General features: G+C 67.1%; 19 protein-coding genes. 17 read left to right on the top strand and 2 right to left on the bottom strand.

Features of this window, described 5'->3' with window-relative positions; genetic code table 11:
- Positions 1-70 precede the first annotated feature (70 nt).
- The 15 genes from AWC16_RS18530 (at position 71) to AWC16_RS18460 (ending at position 14,561) form a co-directional block, all read left to right on the top strand.
- Positions 71-1,036 (top strand): metallophosphoesterase family protein, encoded by a 966-nt coding sequence (locus tag AWC16_RS18530; RefSeq protein ID WP_085266217.1) that lies wholly within the window; start codon positions 71-73, stop codon positions 1,034-1,036.
- Positions 1,033-1,692, top strand: coding sequence for a 4'-phosphopantetheinyl transferase PptT (gene pptT, locus AWC16_RS18525; RefSeq protein ID WP_085266216.1), 660 nt, complete (start codon positions 1,033-1,035; stop codon positions 1,690-1,692). Before AWC16_RS18530 ends, pptT begins: the two co-directional genes overlap by 4 nt.
- Positions 1,647-2,579 carry a tRNA pseudouridine(55) synthase TruB gene (truB, locus tag AWC16_RS18520; RefSeq protein ID WP_085266215.1) on the top strand — a complete coding sequence of 311 codons (933 nt, stop codon included), beginning with the start codon at positions 1,647-1,649 and terminating at the stop codon, positions 2,577-2,579. Before pptT ends, truB begins: the two co-directional genes overlap by 46 nt.
- A 7-nt stretch (positions 2,580-2,586) precedes the next feature.
- Positions 2,587-3,564: a DUF2804 domain-containing protein gene (locus AWC16_RS18515; protein ID WP_085266214.1), complete on the top strand. Its 978-nt coding sequence runs from the start codon at positions 2,587-2,589 to the stop codon at positions 3,562-3,564.
- A gap of 102 nt (positions 3,565-3,666) precedes the next feature.
- Positions 3,667-4,302 (top strand): TetR/AcrR family transcriptional regulator, encoded by a 636-nt coding sequence (locus tag AWC16_RS18510; protein ID WP_085266213.1) that lies wholly within the window; start codon positions 3,667-3,669, stop codon positions 4,300-4,302.
- A gap of 119 nt (positions 4,303-4,421) precedes the next feature.
- Positions 4,422-5,627 carry a lipid-transfer protein gene (locus tag AWC16_RS18505; RefSeq protein WP_085266234.1) on the top strand — a complete coding sequence of 402 codons (1,206 nt, stop codon included), beginning with the start codon at positions 4,422-4,424 and terminating at the stop codon, positions 5,625-5,627.
- 21 nt (positions 5,628-5,648) lie between these two features.
- Positions 5,649-6,101 carry a type II toxin-antitoxin system Rv0910 family toxin gene (locus AWC16_RS18500; protein ID WP_085266212.1) on the top strand — a complete coding sequence of 151 codons (453 nt, stop codon included), beginning with the start codon at positions 5,649-5,651 and terminating at the stop codon, positions 6,099-6,101.
- Between the two features lie 34 nt (positions 6,102-6,135).
- A complete protein-coding gene (locus AWC16_RS18495) occupies positions 6,136-6,969 on the top strand; it encodes a MaoC/PaaZ C-terminal domain-containing protein (protein ID WP_085266233.1) in 834 nt (277 codons plus the stop codon).
- A 17-nt stretch (positions 6,970-6,986) separates the two neighbouring features.
- Positions 6,987-7,877: an SDR family oxidoreductase gene (locus AWC16_RS18490; protein WP_234812342.1), complete on the top strand. Its 891-nt coding sequence runs from the start codon at positions 6,987-6,989 to the stop codon at positions 7,875-7,877.
- A 16-nt stretch (positions 7,878-7,893) separates the two neighbouring features.
- Entirely contained in the window at positions 7,894-9,147 is a 1,254-nt protein-coding gene (locus AWC16_RS18485) for an acyl-CoA dehydrogenase family protein (RefSeq protein ID WP_085266210.1), read from the top strand.
- Entirely contained in the window at positions 9,144-10,010 is an 867-nt protein-coding gene (locus AWC16_RS18480; protein ID WP_085266209.1) for an alpha/beta fold hydrolase, read from the top strand. Before AWC16_RS18485 ends, AWC16_RS18480 begins: the two co-directional genes overlap by 4 nt.
- Before the next feature lie 51 nt (positions 10,011-10,061).
- Positions 10,062-11,378, top strand: a complete 1,317-nt coding sequence (locus AWC16_RS18475; RefSeq protein WP_109561491.1) for a cytochrome P450 — start codon at positions 10,062-10,064, stop codon at positions 11,376-11,378.
- Positions 11,375-12,223 carry an SDR family NAD(P)-dependent oxidoreductase gene (locus tag AWC16_RS18470; protein WP_109561490.1) on the top strand — a complete coding sequence of 283 codons (849 nt, stop codon included), beginning with the start codon at positions 11,375-11,377 and terminating at the stop codon, positions 12,221-12,223. Before AWC16_RS18475 ends, AWC16_RS18470 begins: the two co-directional genes overlap by 4 nt.
- Positions 12,220-13,722, top strand: a complete 1,503-nt coding sequence (locus AWC16_RS18465; RefSeq protein ID WP_085266208.1) for a flavin-containing monooxygenase — start codon at positions 12,220-12,222, stop codon at positions 13,720-13,722. The genes AWC16_RS18470 and AWC16_RS18465 overlap by 4 nt, the downstream gene beginning before the upstream one ends.
- Entirely contained in the window at positions 13,719-14,561 is an 843-nt protein-coding gene (locus AWC16_RS18460) for an SDR family oxidoreductase (RefSeq protein ID WP_085266207.1), read from the top strand. The genes AWC16_RS18465 and AWC16_RS18460 overlap by 4 nt, the downstream gene beginning before the upstream one ends.
- Before the next feature lie 4 nt (positions 14,562-14,565).
- Here the strand turns inward: AWC16_RS18460 and AWC16_RS18455 are convergent, their stop codons facing one another.
- On the bottom strand, positions 14,566-14,997 hold the full coding sequence (locus AWC16_RS18455) for a type II toxin-antitoxin system Rv0910 family toxin (protein ID WP_085266206.1): 432 nt from the start codon (positions 14,995-14,997) through the stop codon (positions 14,566-14,568).
- Positions 14,998-15,031: 34 nt separating this feature from the next.
- On the opposite strand from AWC16_RS18455, the gene AWC16_RS18450 reads away from it, so the two are divergent.
- A complete protein-coding gene (locus AWC16_RS18450) occupies positions 15,032-16,072 on the top strand; it encodes an AraC family transcriptional regulator (RefSeq protein WP_085266205.1) in 1,041 nt (346 codons plus the stop codon).
- 64 nt (positions 16,073-16,136) lie between these two features.
- Positions 16,137-17,027 carry a metal-dependent hydrolase gene (locus AWC16_RS18445; RefSeq protein ID WP_085266230.1) on the top strand — a complete coding sequence of 297 codons (891 nt, stop codon included), beginning with the start codon at positions 16,137-16,139 and terminating at the stop codon, positions 17,025-17,027.
- Positions 17,028-17,125: 98 nt separating this feature from the next.
- Here the strand turns inward: AWC16_RS18445 and AWC16_RS24485 are convergent.
- A partial coding sequence (locus AWC16_RS24485) for a hypothetical protein (protein ID WP_207572357.1) occupies positions 17,126-17,796 on the bottom strand: 671 nt, incomplete at its 5' end.

The raw sequence follows: 17,796 nt of genomic DNA, 5'->3' as shown, positions 1-17,796 counted from the left end.
CTGTGCTGATGGCGGCGACCCGCTTCGCCCGGCTCCGCCGTTCTCGCGATCGCCGCTAGGCTCGAACCTCGTGACCACCCACGAGCCGAGGGCCGCGAACGGCCCAACCCTGTGGGCGATATCCGACCTGCACACCGGCCACATGGGCAACAAGCCCATCACCGAGTCGCTGCATCCGGCCACCGGCGACGACTGGCTGATCGTCGCCGGCGATGTCGCCGAACGCACCGACGAGATCCGCTGGTCGCTGGATCTGCTGCGCAAACGGTTCGACAAGGTGATCTGGGTGCCCGGCAACCACGAACTGTGGACCACCACCAGGGACCCGATGCAGATATTCGGGCGCTCCCGCTATGACTACCTGGTCGACATGTGCGACCAGATGGGCGTCATCACCCCGGAACATCCCTTCCCGGTCTGGACCGAGGAGGGCGGCCCGGCCACCATCGTGCCGATGTTCCTGCTGTACGACTACACCTTCCTGCCGGCCGGAGCGACCACCAAGGCCGAAGGTCTCGCGATCGCGCGGGAGAACAACGTGGTGGCCACCGACGAGTTCCTGCTGTCTCCGGAGCCCTACGGCACCCGCGACGCGTGGTGCCGCGACCGGGTCGCCACTACCCGCAAGCGGCTCGAAGACCTCGACTGGATGACGCCGACCGTGCTGGTCAACCATTTCCCGATGGTGCGGCAGCCCTGCGACGCGCTGTTCTACCCGGAGTTCTCGTTGTGGTGCGGCACCGTCGAAACCGCCGACTGGCACACCCGCTACAACGCGACCTGCTCGGTCTACGGCCACCTGCACATCCCGCGCACCACCTTCTATGACGGGGTGCGCTTCGAAGAGGTCTCGGTGGGCTACCCGCGGGAGTGGCGCCGCCGCCGGCCGCATCGATGGCTGCGCCAGGTGCTGCCGGACCCGCAGTATCCGCCCGGCTACCTCAACGAGTTCGGCGGCCACTTCGTCATCACCGAAGAGATGCGCGAAGCCAGCGCGAAGTTCGCCGACCGGCTACGGCAACGGCAGGCGCGATGAGCAAGCTGCTGGACATGGTGCTGGACCACGCGCCGGTGGGACCACTGGCCTGGGCCGAACGCTACGACGACCCGCCCGGCCTGGCCCCGCTGCCCGAGGAAGAACCGTTGATCGCGCGTTCGGTCGCCAAGCGCCGCAACGAGTTCATCACCGCGCGCTACTGCGCCCGGCTGGCGCTGGAGGAGCTCGGTCAGCCGCCGGTCCCGATCCTCAAGGGAGAGAAGGGCGAGCCGTCCTGGCCCGACGGCGTCGTCGGCAGCCTGACGCATTGCGCGGGCTTCCGCGGCGCGGTGGTGGGCCGCAGCACCGAGGTGCGATCGGTGGGCATCGACGCCGAACCGCACGACGTGCTGCCCGACGGCGTGCTCAACGCCGTCAGTCTGCCCGCCGAACGAGACGAGCTCGCCGCTCTGTCGCAGGAGTGGCACTGGGACCGAATCCTGTTCTGCGCCAAGGAGGCCACCTACAAGGCGTGGTTTCCGCTGACCAGGCGGTGGCTGGGCTTCGAGGACGCCCACATCACCTTCGGCCCCGACGGCAGTTTCGTCTCGCGCATCCTGATCGACCCCGCGGCGCTGTCCGGTCCTGCGCTCACGGAGCTGCGTGGGCGATGGTCGGTGTCGAACGGTCTGGTACTGACGGCGATCGTGCTGTGAGTACGCCGGTGTCAGCCGGTCTGGTGATCGTCGACAAGCCCGCCGGAATCACCAGCCACGACGTCGTTTCGCGGTGCCGCAGGTTTTTCGGCACCCGCAAGGTCGGCCACGCGGGAACCCTGGACCCGATTGCCACCGGGGTGCTGGTGATCGGCATCGAACGGGCCACCAAGATTCTGGGTCTGCTGACCACATCGGCGAAGTCGTACGCCGCCACCATCCGGTTGGGCCAGACCACCTCCACCGAAGACGCCGAAGGCGAAGTGCTGCAGACGACGTCGGCCGCGCACCTCACCGATTCCCAGATCGCCGAGGCAATCGCCGGACTGCGCGGTGATATCGCGCAGGTGCCTTCGGCGGTCAGCGCCATCAAGGTCGCCGGTAAGCGGTCCTATCAGCTGGCCCGGGAGGGCAACGCGGTGGAACTGCCGGCCCGGCCGGTGCGCATCGAGCGGTTCGAGTTGCTGGACGCCAGGCGCGCGGGCGAGTTCATAGATCTCGATGTCGAGGTGGACTGTTCGGCGGGTACCTACATTCGCGCGCTGGCCCGCGACCTGGGCAATGAGCTGGGGGTGGGCGGGCACCTGACCGCCCTGCGACGTACCCGCGCCGGCAGCTTCGGGCTGGATCAGGCCCGCACCCTCGATGAGCTGGGGGAGGCCCCTCGGTTGAGCTACAGCCTGGACGACGCCTGCCTGCAGACCTTTCCGCGCCGGGACCTGACCGCCGACGAGGCGCTTGATGCCAGCCACGGCCGGCCGCTGACGCCCGCCGGTATCGACGGCGTCTATGCGGCGACCGCGCCGGACGGTCGGGTGATCGCGCTGCTGGAGGATTCCGGGACACGGACCAAGTCGGTGGTCGTCATCCGGCCGGCGACGCTATAGTTCGCCGATGGTCGCCCAGGAGCATGAGATCACCGAGACGGTCGATCTGTGCGACGCGTCCGGGTCGCTCAACCCCGATGCCGTGGGCTGGACCCGAACGCCGTTGCACCGCTGCAACTTGCGCGGCTGGGGCCGTACCAAGCGGTGGGAGTACTGGTGTGTCACCACGCCCACCCACCTGGTTGCCGTGACCGTCGCCAACCTTGACTACCTCGGCGTGAGCAATGTCTACCTGTTGGACTATTCGGGACGTGAAGTCAGCCGGAGTTGTCTGCACCCGGGTGGGTGGGGGATAAGCCTGCCCACCAGCCTCGGCGACGGCCCGGCCGCCGCCCGCGGGACGGTGGCGATCGAGCTCACCACCGAGCCGGACGGCACCCGGATCAGGTTCTCCAGCAAGACTTTGGCCGAACCGATGACCGGTGATCTGTTCGTGGCGCTGCCGCCCGGGCACGAGACGCTGGCCGTGGTGGTGCCGTGGAGCCGGCAGCGATTTCAGTACACCGCCAAGCACACTGCCCGGCCGGCGTCGGGCATGGTGCGGGTCGGCGACACGACGTACGACTTCGCCGGCGGCTGGGGTGTGCTCGACCACGGTCGGGGACGCTGGCCGGCCAACACGTTGTGGAACTGGGGTGCGGCCTCGGGCCACACCGACGGCCGCACCGTCGGCCTTCAGCTGGGCGGTAAGTGGACGGTCGGCACCGGCAGCACCGAGAATGCGCTCTGCGTGGACGGCCGGCTGACCAAGGTCAGTGCCGAATTGGACTGGCACTACGCGCAATACACCGGGCCGTGGACCATCCGCACGCCCGACTCGGACCAGGTGGAGCTGACGTTCACCCCGTTCCATCACCGTTCGCCGCTGCCCGGCACTCATCAGTGCTTCGGGCACTACAGCGGCCGGATCCGCACCGACGACGGATCGAGTGTCGCCGTCGACGGTCTGCTCGGCTGGGCCGAACAGGTGCACATGCTCTGGTGACCGGCGGTGGCCACCCAGAAAGTTGCATACCCACGGGAATGTATGTAAACGCGCCTCTGCGAGGTTATGCTGACGCGCGGAATCGAATGGCGGAGGTGACGGATGGCTGCGAGCAGTAGTGCACCTGCGGTGCGGCGCACCCAGGCCGAGCGCAGTGCCGCCATGCGTGAACGACTGCTCGACGCCACCATCGAATGCCTGGTGACCTACGGCTATGCCGGCACCACCACACCGCGTATCGCCGAACTGGCCGGCGTCACCCGGGGGGCGCAGATCCACCATTTCAAGTCGAAAGAAGACCTCGTCGTCGCCGCCGTCGAACACCTGGCCCAGCAGCGCACTCACGCCGCCATCCGTGAAATCGGCCAGGTCCGATCGATTCCTGACCCGGTGGCGACGGCGCTGGATTTCCTGTGGGAGGCCCACCAGGGGCCGATGTTCATTGCCACAGTGGAACTCTGGGTCGCGGCACGCACAGACCGGGTCCTCGCTCAGCACATCGAGAGAGTGGAAGCCGTCGTCAACGGGACCCTGGTCGCCGCGATCGCTCAGCTGATGCCCGAGCACCCCGCGCAGAAGGAGATCCGCAACGTCGTCTACACCGCGATGGACGTGCTGCGCGGCATCCTGGTGTCGAACTTCGTCGACGACGACCCGCAGCGAGCCCGGCGGCGCTGGGAGCGGGCCTGCGTGCACCTGCGCCAGGTCGCTGCCGGCGTCTTGCCGCAGCCCGACTGACCTCGCCGAGACGCGCAGTCGCGGCTCCCCGTCGATATCCAGCGGTTCCGTCGGCCTCCTTGTGAAGATGCAATCAGGTCTGTATGTTTCTAGCCACTGGCGGGATGCGAAGGAGAATGATGGCGAACAAGGTGTATGTGATCGGCGTCGGGATGACGAAGTTCGAGAAGCCGGGCCGGCGACTCAACGACGACGGATCGGCGTGGGACTACCCCGACATGGCCCGGGAATCCGGAACCAAGGCGCTGGCCGACGCCGGCATCGACTACACGGCGATCGAGCAGGGCTATGTCGGCTATGTCTACGGCGAGTCCACCTCGGGACAGCGTGCGCTCTACGAGCTGGGATTGACCGGCATCCCCATCGTCAACGTGAACAACAACTGTTCGACCGGGTCGACCGCGCTCTTCCTCGCCGCCCAGGCGATCCGGGGCGGCCTCGCCGACTGCACCATCGCGTTGGGTTTCGAGAAGATGAAGCCCGGATCGCTGGAGGCCAGCTATGCCGACCGCGCGCAGCCGATGGAGAAGCACATCCTGGCGCTGGCCGAGATCTCCGAGGTGCTGTTCCCCCCGGCGCCGTGGATGTTCGGCGCCGCCGGCCGCGAACACATGAAGCAATACGGTTCCACCGCGGAGCATTTCGCCAAGATCGGCTACAAGAACCACAAGCATTCGGTGAACAACCCGTACGCCCAGTTCCAGGACGAGTACACCCTCGAGGACATTCTGGCCGCCCGGATGATCTACGACCCGCTGACCAAGCTGCAGTGCTCACCGACCTCGGACGGATCCGGCGCGGCGATCCTGGCCTCGGAGGCGTTCGTGGACAAACACGGGTTGGCATCTCAGGCGGTGGAGATCGTCGGACAGGCCATGACCACCGACTTCGCCTCCACCTTCAACGGCACAGCCAAGAACCTCATCGGTTACGACATGAATGTGCAAGCTGCGCAACGTGTCTACGACCAGTCCGGCCTGGGGCCGCAGGACTTCCAGGTGATCGAGTTGCACGACTGCTTCTCGGCCAACGAACTGCTGCTGTATGAAGCGCTGGGTCTATGCGGCGAAGGGGAGGCGCCCAAGCTGATCGACAACGGCGACACCACCTACGGCGGACGCTGGGTGGTCAACCCGTCGGGCGGACTGATCTCCAAGGGTCATCCGCTGGGTGCCACGGGCCTGGCGCAGTGCTCCGAGCTGACCTGGCAGCTGCGGGGTACCGCCGACAAACGACAGGTCGAGGGCGTCACGGCGGCACTGCAACACAACATCGGCCTCGGCGGCGCCGCCGTCGTCACCGCCTACCAGCGCGCCGAGCGCTGAACCTATTGAGGAGCAGAGAGCATGGGACACATTGAAGCCACCAAGAACCTGTCGGTCAGCCCGGAAGCGCTGTGGAACACCATCAGCGATCTGTCCAGCTGGGACAAGTGGTTCACCATCCACGAGAAGTGGCTGCAGGAGCCGCCCGCGAACCTCACCGAGGGATCGGAGCTGACGGCCAAGATCGTCATGCTCGGGATGGCCAACAAGATCGAATGGACGGTCGACAAGGTCTCCGAAAAGAGAAGTGCCGAAAAGACCCTGACCATGTCGGGAACCGGTATGGCGGGGGTTAAGTGCCGCTTCGACTTCACGGTCGCGCCCGACGGCGAAGGCTCCCGATTCAGCGTGGCCGGTGACTTCGAGGGTGCGCTGATCAAGGGCGCGCTGGGCAAGGCGGTCGAGAAGGACGGCGCCAAGCAACTCGACAAGACACTCGCGCAACTCGAGGCGCTGGCATCGGCGGCGGCCTGAGGTGGCAGACGATCTGGAATTCGACGATGCAGGGATGAACAAGTGGTGCGATGAAGAGCACTTCGAGGTCACCCGGCAGCGGTTGATCGACTACGCCCAGGCGACCAACGATCCGATCCCGGCGCACCTGGCCGGCCAGGTCGCCGCCCCGGTGTTCGCGATCGTGCCCGTCTTCGAAGCCATGCTCACCCCGGCAGTCGAAGTCGCGCCGGTGGAGCTGATCCCACGAGTCGTCCACGGCGAGCAGGACTTCCGGTTCCACCGGCCGATCCACCCGGGCGACAAGCTGGTCTCCCGCGGCAAGATGATCGGCTACGAGGGCTTGGAGAAGGGCACTCGCGCAGCGATCTACCTGGAATGCCGGACGCAAGACGGCGAACTGGTCAACGAGCAGTACGTGACGTGCTTCTTCCGGGGCCACAACGCCAGCAAGAAGATCGGTGAACTCAGTCCCGAGCACAAGTTCGACCCGACATTGCAGGACGGGGCGCCGATCGCCAAGGTCGTCCAGCACGTGGACGCCGACCAGACGTTCCGCTACGCCCCGGCTTCCGGTGACCCGATGCCGATCCACCTGGATGAGGAGGTCGCGAAGTCGGCCGGCCTGCCGGGCATCATCGCCCACGGCCTGTGCACCATGGCGTTCACGTCCTGGGCGGTGCTCACCGAAGTCGGTGGGTCGGATGTGTCTCGGCTCAAGCGGTTCGCGGTGCGGTTCTCCAAGATGGTGCTGCCCGGTGACGATCTGGAAACCCGGATCTGGAGAACCGGATCGGCAGACAACCTGACCAGCTACGCGTTCGAAACGGCGCGTGTCGGCACCGACGAGTTGGCCATTACCGACGGCTTGGCCGTCATAGCGGACTGAAAGGAATGGGTGCTGAATTGAATGCTCTTCGCGCAAGCGGCTCGTCGTTAGAAGGCCGGGTCGCCGTCATCACCGGCGCCGGACGCGGGATCGGCCGCGAACACGCGCTGTTGTTCGCCAGCGAGGGCGCGAGCGTCGTCGTGAATGACCTGGGTGGGAGCAATGCCGGCGAAGGTGCCGACACCACCACCGCTCAACAGGTCGTCGACGAGATCGTGGCAGCCGGCGGGCGGGCGGTGGCCAACACCGACAGCGTGTCGGATTGGAATGCCGCGAAAGGGCTTGTCCAGCAGGCCATCGATGAGTTCGGCCGGTTGGATGTGCTGGTCAACAACGCTGGAATCCTGCGGGACTCGTTCATTCCCGGCATGGAGGAGTCGCAGTGGGATGCCGTGATCGCGGTGCACCTCAAGGGCCACTTCGCGATGCTGCATCACGCCGCGGCGTACTGGAAGGCGCAGTCCAAGGCCGGAGACCAGCCCAACGCCGCGGTGATCAACACCGCCTCGGGCTCGGGGGTCACGCTGCCCAACCCCGGACAGGCGAACTACGGCGCGGCCAAAGCGGGAATCGCGGCACTGACCCTGATCGCCGCCGAGGAACTGGACCGCTACGGGGTGCGCGTCAACGCCATCGCCCCGATCGCCCGCACCCGCCTCACCCTGGCCACGCCCGGCATGGGTGCGCTGATGGCCGAGCCGGAGGACGGGGAGCTGGACCTGTTCAGCCCGGCCAACATCTCCCCGCTGGTGGCCTACCTGGCCACCGACAAGTGCCCGGTCACCGGAACGGTGTACGCCGTGCAGGGCGGGGCGATCTCGCGGCTGTCCGGCTGGCACGACACCGACACCATCGAGACCGACGGCGTCTGGGAGATCGACGACATCGCGGCACGACTGCCGCACTGACCCCTGGAGAACTCCTATGTTTGAGTGGTCTGAAACCGACCTCATCATGCGCGACACGGTTCGCGGCTTCATCGACAAAGAGATCCGCCCGCATCTGGACGCACTGGAAAGCGGCGAGATGCCGCCCTACCCGATTGTGCGCAAGCTGTTCAGCGAGTTCGGCCTGGACGTGCTGGCCGGCGAAGCAGTCAAGAACATGCTCGAAAAACAACGCGCCAAATCCGAAGCCGATTCGCCTGCGGCCGAACGCAAGTCCTCGGGCGGGATGGGCGAACTCGGCGGGCAACTGTCGATGGCGGCGGTCATGCTCTCGGAGCTGTCCGGGGTCAGTATCGGGCTGCTCAGCACCGTCGGTGTCAGCCTCGGTCTGGGCGCGGCCACGATTTTGAGCCGCGGCACCCTGGCGCAGAAGGAGCGCTGGCTGCCGGAGCTGATGACCCTGGAGAAGATCGCCTGTTGGGCCATCACCGAACCCGACGCCGGCTCGGATGCGTTCGGCGGGATGAAGACCTACGTCAAACGCGATGGTGAGGATTACATCCTCAACGGGCAGAAGACGTTCATCACCAACGGCCCCTACGCAGATGTGCTGATCGTCTACGCCAAGCTGGACGAGGGCGATCCGAGCATCGACAAGCGCAACCGGCCGGTGCTGACCTTCGTACTCGACGCCGGGATGGCGGGTCTGACCCAGGGCAAGCCGTTCAAGAAGATGGGCATGATGTCCTCACCGACCGGTGAGTTGTTCTTCGACAACGTGCGACTCACCCCGGACCGGTTGCTCGGCGAGACCGAACAGCACACCGGTGGTGACGGGCGGGAAAGCGCCCGGGCCAATTTCGTCGCCGAACGCGCTGGCGTGGCGCTGATGTCGCTGGGCATCATCAACGAATGTCACCGGCTCTGTGTCGACTACGCCAAGAACCGCACCCTGTGGGGCCAGAACATCGGCCAGTTCCAGCTGATCCAGCTCAAACTGGCCAAGATGGAGGTCGCCCGGATCAACGTGCAGAACATGGTGTTTCAGACGCTGGAGAAGGTGCAGGCCGGCAAGATCCCCTCGCTGGCCGAGGCGTCGGCGATGAAACTGTATTCCTCGGAGGTTGCCACCGAGGTCGCGATGGACGCCGTGCAGCTGTTCGGCGGCAACGGCTACATGGCCGAATACCGGGTTGAGCAGTTGGCCCGCGACGCCAAATCGCTGATGATCTACGCCGGCAGCAACGAGGTTCAGGTCACCCACATCGCCAAGGGACTGTTGAGCGGATGATCGACGAAGCCCGGGCCAGCTACGCGGGAATGGCGACTCGGGCGCTGTCGGTACCGGGCGAGGGCGCACCGGTGGTGCTGCTGCACGGATATGCCGACAGCGCCGACACCTGGCGCGGTGTGCTCACCAAGCTCGCGGCAGCGGACCGGCGCGCCGTCGCGGTCGATCTTCCCGGTTTCGGGCAGGCCGATCGGCGCAGGCCCGGGCCGATGGTGCCGCAGTTCGACGCGTTCGTCGACGCCGTCCTGGCCGAATACGGTCCGGCGGTACTGGTGGGCAATTCACTGGGGGCTGCCACCGCGATCCGGGCCGCCGCCCGCGGTGGTGAATCGGTGCGGGGCCTGGTGGCCATGGATGATCCGTTGAACACCCAGCAGCTGGCCGCCCGGCTGGCCCGACGGTATGCGGTACCCGACGGCCTCTGGTGGGCGCTGAGCCGGCTCCCGGTGCCCCCGAGGGTGCTGCGAAGCGCGGCCCGGCGCGTGGTGCCGGGGATGATCTACGGTCCCGGGGTGCGCCCCGATCCTGAGGTCATCGCCTATTGGGAACGGACGGCGTCGCGGTTTCCCGACCTGGTCAGGTTGGGGCGCAGTGGGCTTCAGTACGCCCGCGAGACCGCCGACGGACACCGCAGGCTCCGTCTCGACTGCCCGACCGTGATCGTGCACGGAGCCTGTGACCGCGTCATCCCGCTGCACGCGAGCCGCGCTCTGCACCAACAGTTTCCGGGCAGCGAGTTGGTCGTGCTGCCCCGGTCGGGGCACTGCCCGCAGCTGGACGATCCCGACGAGGTGGTGCGGATAATTCTGTCGCTGGACCGCGGCGACGACGTGGAGGTGGGGCTGTCTGAAACGGTCAAATAGGTGTCCGTTCCGCGCATTCCGGTCCGGACGTGGCGGTCCTAACGTCGGGATATGACCAGCGACCTGCTGCACCCCCCGGCCAGAGCGATCGCGGCGGCGACCCGCACGGCGATCGTCGATCTAGGTCGCCCTATCGCGGTCGGCGCCTATCGCGATCTCCGTCGCCCGCGGGCCAGATTCGCGCCAGGTGCCGTGCCGCGCACCACCTTCGATCCCACGCTGCCGGAGAGCATCGTGAACCCACACCCGGACTTCGAACGGATCCGGGAGCACCCGGTGGTGGTCAACGAACGGCTCGGCGTGTGGATGCTCGGTCGCTATCGCGACGTTCATGCCGCAGCCCGCGACAATGAGGTCTTCTCGTCGTCGCACGGGATCGTGCTGCGCTCCACGCCAGGCCCCTCGATCATCACCACTGATCCGCCGGACCACGAGCGGCTGCGGCGGGTCACCCAGCCGATGTTCAGCAAGAAGTCGATCGCATCCTTCACCGACGACATCAGGGAACTGGCCGCGGACGGTGTGAACCAACTCAACCGCGGCGAGGTCGTCGACATGGTTCCGGCGTTGACCATTCCGTTGCCGGTCAATGTGATCGCCCGGATCCTCGGGGTGCCCCGCGATCAGTGGGCGCAGTTTCGGGCCGTCTCCGATCGGTGGGCGCAGATATTCAGCCCCAGAACGGTTCCCGAGGTCATACGCCTCGCCTCTACCGGTTTCACGGCCTACGTCCAATACCGCAGTTTCGTCGCGGCCGAGCTCAAACGCCGTGCCGGAGGTATGGGCGCGGAGTTGCTGGACAGGCTGCGGTCGGCCGTCGATGCCGGAGAGATCTCTGATCAAGAGGCGTTCTACTACGCCTTGATCGTGCTGGTCGCGGGCAACGAGACCACCACCAACCTATTGGGCATGCTGTTGATCCGGCTGGCACAGGACCCCGAACTCTTTGCCGAGCTGCGCGCGGACCGCAGCCTGCTGGGCGTGGCGGTGGAGGAAACAGCCCGCTGGGGCTCGCCGGTGCAATGGGTGACCAGGACGACGACCTCGGGTTGTGAGATCGACGGCACCGCCATTCCAGGCGGTGCCCGGGTGGTCTTGTTCTACGCATCGGCCAACCGCGACCCCCGCAAGTTCACCGACCCGAATCGATTCGACATCCACCGCGCGACCGGGGCGCACCTCGGTTTCGGGCACGGTATCCACTTCTGCCTCGGAGCGCATCTGGCGCGGCTCGAGGTCGTCACCGCCGTCGACCATCTGCTCGACGAAGTCGACGGTCTGGAGTTGGCCGGGCCGGTGCGGTGGGGGACCACGCCATCGTTGCAGGGGCCGGTGTCGGTGCCGCTGCGGGCAAAGCGTGTGGCATGAGAGCCTCGGCGAGGCAACGGATTGCCGGTACCAGGGTCCTGATCACCGGTGGTGCACAGGGGATCGGCGCAGAAGTCTCCAGACAACTGGTCGACCATGGGGCGCGGGTGGCAATCCTGGATTGTGACATCGCGAGTGCGAGTCGGCTGGTCGCTGAACTCGGGGGCGCTGCTGCGGCTTTCGAGGCCGATGTGAGGTCGATCGAGTCGATGACGACGGCCTGCGCGGCGGCGGCCGAGCTTTTCGGCGGGTTGGATGCAGTGGTGGCCAACGCCGGCATCGCCGGGCCGGCCGCCACCGTCGCGGCGGTCGACCCGAACGCCTGGCGGACGGTCATCGACGTCAACCTGGTGGGCGTGTTCCACACCGTTGTGGCCGCGCTGCCCCACCTGCGGCAACGTCGCGGTTATCTCCTGGCCGTGGCGTCGATCGGGGCGGTGATATCGGGGCCCACGGTCAGCGGGTACATGGCGTCCAAATCCGGGGTGGAGTCGTTGGTTCGGTCCCTGCGCATCGAACTCAGTGGTAGTGGGGTCGACGTCGGTATCGGTTACTTCGGGTTGGTCGACACCGGACTGGCGCGGGACATGCTCACCCGCTCCGGACTGGGCGCTGTGATGGCGGCACTGCCAGGAGCGGTCGGCAGGCCCATCCCGGTCGAAGCGGCGGCGGCGCAGATCGTCGCCGGCATGGCCCGACGCTCCCGTCGCGTCTATGCGCCCCGCTGGGTGCCCATCCTGGTCGATCTGCGGGTGCTGTTCGCCGTGGGTGACCGGTTGCTGGCGGTGTGGCCCCCGATGCGCCGTGCGGTGCGCGCCGCAGAACGCACGGAGGCCCACCCATGACGCACCGCCAGCCGTCGGTGGGCATCGTCGGGGCCGGCATGTCGGGCCTGTGCCAGGCGATCATGCTGCGCAGGGCCGGCATCGTCGACGTCACTCTCTACGAGAAGGCGCACGACGTCGGCGGAACCTGGCGGGACAACACCTATCCCGGTTTGTCCTGCGACGTGCCGTCGCGGTTCTACCAATTCACCTTCGCCACCAAACCGGGATGGAGCAGGTTCTTCTCCCCGGGCGGCGAGATCTTCGACTACTTCCGTTGGGTGACCGATGAATACCAACTGAGGGACCGGATCCGATTCGGTGTCGAGATCACCGACGCTCGCTTCGACGGCCGTAGCTGGCACCTTTCCACCGCCGCGGGGCAGACGGTTTCGCACGACTTCCTCATCTCGGCTGCCGGGGTGCTGCGAGAACCGCGGATACCCGACATCGACGGGTTATCGGACTTCTGTGGATCGGTCATGCACTCGGCGCGGTGGGACCATGGCGCGGAGCTGGCCGGCAAGCGCGTCGCAGTCATCGGCACCGGATCCACCGGTGTGCAGCTGGTGTGCGGACTTGCCGACTCGGTCAGCACTCTGGAGCTGTATCAGCGCAGCGCGCAATGGATTCTGCCGCTGCCCAATCCGAGCTACCGACGCTGGACCGGCGCGTTGCACCGCAGGTTCCCTGCACTGGACGCCTTGGCCTACCGTGGTTTTGACCACGCATTCGAGTTCTTCGCTCGCGCCCTGGTGCGCCCGGGATGGCGGCGCACATTCCTGTCCAGGGCTTGCAGGCTCAATCTGCGCACTGTGCGTGATCCCGACCTCCGCCGCAGGCTTACCCCGGACTACCAGCCGATGTGCCGACGGCTGGTGATCTCGGCGGGCTTCTACTCGGCGATGCAACGGCGCAACGTGCACCTGATCGATGCCGGGATCGACCACATCGAGCGGCGCGGCATCGTCACCAGCGATGGCATGCTGCATGAACTCGACGCCATCGTGCTGGCCACCGGTTTCGACGCCCATGCGTTCATGCGGCCGATGACGCTGGTGGGCGCCCGTGGGATCACGATCGAGCAGTTGTGGTCAGGCGGGCCCAAAGCCCACCTGGGGGTGGAGCTGCCCGGCTTCCCGAATTTCTTCATGCTGATCGGGCCGCACAGTCCGGTCGGCAACTACTCGTTGACTGCGATCGCCGAGGCACAGGCTGGGCATATTCTGGGCTGGATCCAGCGCTGGTGCGACGGTGAGTTCGATACCGTCGCACCCACATTGCGTGCCACGAACGAATTCAACGCGAGCATGCACGAAGCCATGCCGGACACCGTGTGGGCAACCGGTTGCACGAGTTGGTATCTGGGGGCCGACGGCCTGCCCGAGTTGTGGCCATGGACACCTGACACTTATCGACGCCGGCTCGGCGCGATTCCCGATATCGGACACTACGAACTCGGTGAGTATGTGGTCGGGGCGCCATCGCCGAAGACGACCGCAGGCGGGACGAGGTCATGAGGACGGCGTCGTTGGACGGGTGCGTCGTCGCCATCACCGGTGGAGCGCGCGGCATCGGGTTGGCCACCGCGCACGCATTCGTCGCTGCGGGCGCCAAGGTCGCGATCGGAGATCTCGACGTCGGCCTTGCCGAGCAAGCGGCGAGCGCCCTACCGGGTGATGTGGTGGCGTTGCCGCTGGATGTCGCCTCGGCGCAGTCGTTTTCCGGCTTTCTGGACGCCACGCGGGCCGCCCTGGGCCCGGTGGATGTCCTGGTGAACAACGCCGGAGTGATGCTGACCGGTGAGTTCCTGGCCGAGTCGATTTCCGCCGAGGACACGATGATCGCCGTCAACCTGGGCGGGGTGATCCGCGGCTGCAAGCTTGCCGCTACGCGCTTCACGGAGCGCGGAGGCGGAACGATCATCAACGTGGCGTCCATGGCAGGCGTGGCCGGTTTCCCCGGTGTGGCGACATACTGCGCCACCAAGTTCGGTGTGATGGGCCTGACCCACGCGTTGAGAGAAGAACTGCGCCCGCATGGAATAACGGTCTGCGCGATCCTGCCCGGCATCGTGCACACCGAGCTGTCGGCCGGGGTGCAGCTGCCCGACACCGTGGAGCACTTCGTGTCGGTTGAACCCGTGGACATCGCCAAAGCTGTTGTGGCGGCCGCGCGCTCCGGGCGGGCCATTTCCTATGTGCCGAGCCGGATGCGCTGGGTACTGGCGGTGGCGCGGTGGATGCCCGAGCGCCCCCGACGGTTGCTGGCCCGAGTGACGCGCACCGAGCAGGTCTATCTCGCCGTAGATCAGGCCACCCGCGACGCCTATCACGCACGTGCGGGTGCGGGCGATTGAACGCTCAGGCGTACAGCGCCTCGAACTGCTTGATCGAGCGCTCGATGTCGCCCTTGACCGCGCGGGCGGCGGTGGCCCCGATCGGGCCGAACAGCGGCCGGCCACCCATGTCGATCCGCACGGTGAACCGGCAGCCCGATGCCGCGGGCACGACGGTCAACTTCAGCCCGTATTTCGTCCCGCCCACGCCCTCGCCGCTGATCTCCAGCAGTTCCGGCGGGTCGAACCGGCGAATCGTCCAAGTGACGCGGTTGCGCAGGCCCTTGGCGCCGGCCACCCCGACCACCGTCGTTCCGATGGCGAGTTCGTCGGGCAGCTCGGACCGCCAGCCCTGGTGCAGGGACAACCAGTCGCCGAGTTCGGCCAGATTCGAGGCGTGGGCCCACGCCGTCTCCGGAGGCAGCGACAGATCACGGGAGAGCTCGAGTTTGGCCATCCGCAGATCTTAGCGATTTGATACGTTCGGACACATGGTGGCCGATGCTGCTGGTGCCGACGCGGCCGAATGGGACATCCCGAGGCCGGTGGCGACCAGCGGCCACCTGATCGATGCGGCCCGGCAGCATGGCCTGGCAGCAGCCGACTGCCTCGCCGGCACCGATCTGTCGTCGACCGACATCGAGAACGCCGCCACCGAGGTGCAGGCCGGCCAGGAGCTGGCGATTCTTCGCAACATCCTTGCGCGCGTTGATGACCCGCACGAGTTCGCCCGCGAAGTGGGATCCCGGTACAACTTCGCCAACATGGGAATTCTCGGCTATGCGCTGCTGGCCAGCTCGACGCTGGGCGATGCGGTGAACATCGCCTGCCGGTACGCAGCGCTTTCGTCGACATTTCACCGCCTGGCCCGCTACGACACCGCCGACGGGGCGGTCGTCGAGTTCGACAACAGCGCTGTTCCCGCCGACGTGCGGGTCTTCATGCTGGAGCGCGATATGTTCGCGGTGGCCAACTTGGCACCGCTGCTGATCGGGCAACTGGAGTCCACGATCGCACTGAAAGTTGAGCTGCCCGGCATCGACTTCCCGGTTGAACGGTTGGAATTCCCCTGGCTGACAGTCGAGTTCGACCTTGAAGCGACACGCAGCGCGGTCACCATCCCGGCGAACGTGCTGGCGCTCACGATGCCGGCCGCCGATGCGGCGACCGCACAAATGTGTGTACAGCAGTGCGAAGACCTGCTCCAGGCCCGTCGGCAACGCCGCGGAGTCTCCGCGCTGGTGCGTGCCCGCCTCATCCGCGATCCCGGCCGGCTACCGGCGATGACCGACATCGCCGAAGAGCTCTGCATCACCGAACGCACCCTGCATCGTCGCCTGGCGGCAGAACGAACCAGTTACCGCGCGCTGGTGGACGAGGTTCGGGTGACGCTGGCGGCAGCCCTGCTCGAGTCCGGGCTCACCGTCGAGGAGACCGCCCGTCAGCTCGGCTATTCCGAGACCGCCGCCTTCACCCGGGCCTACATCCGCTGGACCGGCGTGCCACCGAGCAAGCACCGCCGCGGTGTCTGAATCGGTCAAATTCGTGTCCGCTTAGTCCATTACGCTCATGGCCCGGCGCGGCCAGAGTGAAACCATGACTGCATCTCGCGACGTGGCGTACCCAACGGTGCGACGGATGAAATTCGGGTTCGACGCCCAGCCCGCGACAACCAGGTATTTCGCCGACGGCAGCATCGTGTTCAGCCACCTGGTGGCGATCTTGTCCGCGATCTTCCCGCCGGGCGAGGACATCTTCGTGCGATCGGTGCGCCGGTACACCGAGGTCATCGACGACCCTGACCTGAAGAAGCGCGTCACCGGGTTCATCGGCCAGGAGAAGACGCACGGTCTGCAGCATCGGGAGCTCAACGAGCAACTGGTGGCGATGGGTTATCCGACGCCGTGGTTCGAGTATCTGCTGGGCAGCACCGAGCGCATGGAGAAGTTCCTGGACCGGCAGTACCCGAGCCCGGATCGGCTGGTGAAGCTCCGGCACTTCTTCCTCGGATTCACGGTGGCCGCAGAACATTTCACCGCTGTGTGGGCCGAGAACATTCTCAGGAGTCCGGAGATCCAGGCGATGATGTCCGACCCGGAGATCAAGCACCTGCTGAACTGGCATTCCCTCGAAGAGCTGGAACACAAGTCGGTTGCGTTCGACGTGTACCGCGCCGTCGGCGTCCCGGAGTCGACCCGCATCCGCTGGATGCGCTTCGCGCAGAACTTCGGAATCCCGATCCTGGTGCTGTTCTCCTGGCTCTCCATCGCCACCACCGACGTGGAGGGGCGCCGCCAGCCCGTGCGGATCCTCAAGGAGACGGTCGCAATGCTGCGCAATCCGATGTGGAAGGGGTTCTACGGCGCGATGACGCCGTTCAGGCGACCCGGCTTCCATCCCGCCCAGGTCGACACCACCGAACTGGTCACGTTCTGGCAGCAGGAACTCTTCGGGACCAAGGGCCAACTCGCCGGCCACCTGAGATAGCGGCTACACCGCCCCGGCGCGAGAGGGAGTTTGACGACGCCACACCCGCGTGTCGCGTCGTCAAACTCCCACTGGCGTCCCGGGAATCGGCTTGCGCGTCAGCCGGATGTCCCCGGCGTGCCCGGCGTGCCGGGTGTGCCGTCAGCGCCACCGGGACCACCGTCGCCGCCGTTTGTGCCGGAGCCGTCGGTGCCATCGCCGCCGGCACCACCGACCCCGCCGACGCCGCTGCCGCCTGCGCCGGCAACCCCGCCGGCTCCGCCGGTGCCGCCGAACCCGCCGGTGGCCGTGCCGGCGGCATTGGTGGTCGCATCGCCGCCCGCCCCGCCGTCGCCGCCCGCGCCGCCGATGCTGCTGGCGCCATCGGCGGTGCCACCCATTCCGCCGGTACCGCCGCCACCAGCGAGGGCGCCTTGCCCGATACCCGAGTCGGTGGCCGCGCCGGTGCCGGTGCCGCCTGCGCCGCCGGTGCCGCCGGTGCCGCCGGTGCCGCCGTTGTAAGCGAAGCCCCCTGCGCCGCCGTCACCACCGCTGCCGCCGAGGCCGAAGCCGCCTGGGCCGCTGCCGGTTCCGGTGCCGGTGCCACCTTGGCCACCTGCGCCGCCGGTGCCGCCGGTGCTGCCGACCCCGATGCCGGCGCCGCCCGTACCGCCGGTGCCGCCACCGCCGCCGACGCCGGCCAGACTCCCGCTGGCGCTGAGCCCGCCGCCGGTGCCGGGAGCCCCGCCCGGGCCGCCCGCGCCGCCGGTGCCGCCCGCACTGCCGACTC

The organism is Mycolicibacter longobardus (assembly GCF_002102265.1).
Taxonomy (GTDB): domain Bacteria; phylum Actinomycetota; class Actinomycetes; order Mycobacteriales; family Mycobacteriaceae; genus Mycobacterium; species Mycobacterium longobardum.
The sequence above is the reverse complement of the archived record's forward strand: the minus strand, read 5'-3'. Positions and strand labels throughout refer to the sequence as shown.